Raw genomic sequence first — 1110 nt, 5'->3', positions numbered from 1 at the left:
GCAGAATAACGCCAAAAATTTCCCTTATCCAGCCGGATCCCCCCTGAAATGGGGGAGAACCGAGCCACACTCCCAAAATAAGGCCCCAAAATGGCCTTATTCATCAGCAAATCCAGAGACGCAGGCAAAATAAGGCCATTTTATACCGCTATTTCACCCCATCACCGCGATCACCGCCATGATCACCGCACCGCCGTGATTACCTTGATAGGACGCGCCACGCGCCCCTTCCACTTAAGAAACTAACTTCTCCTGCGCCCCCAGCAACTCGATCAAAGCGCGGAGCGCGCTGGTTGGTTGGGAGTTTTTGCGGTAAATGATCTCGGTTTTCATGTGGCGTATCGCCTCGGGAACCTCGTGAATCCGCACGGCGCCTTCCTGCGCCTTCTGCTCGGCGACCGTCCGCGGCAACAGCGAAATGCCAAGACCGGCGGATACGCCGCCAAGGATCGCTTCCAGCGTGCCGAACTCCATCGTGGCTACGTTGGTTCTGCCGTGGGCTTTCTTCATGTCTTCGAGCTGTTCGCGGAAGGTGCAGCCGCGGTTGTAAACCAAGCTTGGCTTCGATAAGGCTTCATCCAAGCTCTCGATGCCCGGCGGAGAAATAACCACAACCTCCTCGTCGAAGACAGGAAGACGGGTGAGTTCATCATGCGTGGATCGGAAGCTCCCGAAGGCGACATCCAGTTCGTACTGCAGCACCTTCTCCAACAGGCGATCGGACATATCTGTCAGCAACATTAACTCCACCTTCGGATACTTTTCGTAATACTGGCTTAGCAGCTTAGGCATACGCACCGCCGCCGTCGTCTGCGTCGAGCCGATCAGCAGCGGGCCGCTAGGCTCGCCGGTGAAGGAGAGTGCCGACGCCGCTTCGTCCAGCAAACCGATGATTTTGTCAGCGTAATTTAACAGCATCTTGCCGCTGGAAGTTAAGGTGATCCCCCGGTTGTGCCGGTAAAACAAATCGGTCCCCAGCTCCGTCTCCAGCTGCTTGATACGGGCCGTCACATTGGACTGCACATAGCCAAGCCGGGCGGCAGCTTTCGTGATCGCCCCGTCCCGAGCAACGGCCTGAAATATACGCAATTCCGCACTGTCCATGCGTGG

Annotated in this window: 1 protein-coding gene; it reads right to left on the bottom strand. The window is 56.7% G+C overall.

Annotated features, from left to right (window positions below):
• Positions 1–234 precede the first annotated feature (234 nt).
• Positions 235–1104, bottom strand: a complete 870-nt coding sequence (locus POTG_RS07495; protein WP_009224221.1) for a LysR family transcriptional regulator — start codon at positions 1102–1104, stop codon at positions 235–237.
• Positions 1105–1110: the final 6 nt, after the last annotated feature.

The organism is Paenibacillus sp. oral taxon 786 str. D14, assembly GCF_000159955.1.
GTDB classification, from domain to species: domain Bacteria; phylum Bacillota; class Bacilli; order Paenibacillales; family Paenibacillaceae; genus Fontibacillus; species Fontibacillus phoenicis.
Note: the sequence above shows the minus strand (reverse complement) of the source record. Positions and strands in the feature narration are given on the sequence as shown.

Bases quoted from the DNA above. Each gene is read 5' to 3' on its own strand.
- POTG_RS07495 (WP_009224221.1), bottom strand. From the start codon at position 1,104: ATGGACAGTGCGGAATTGCGTATATTTCAGGCCGTTGCTCGGGACGGG.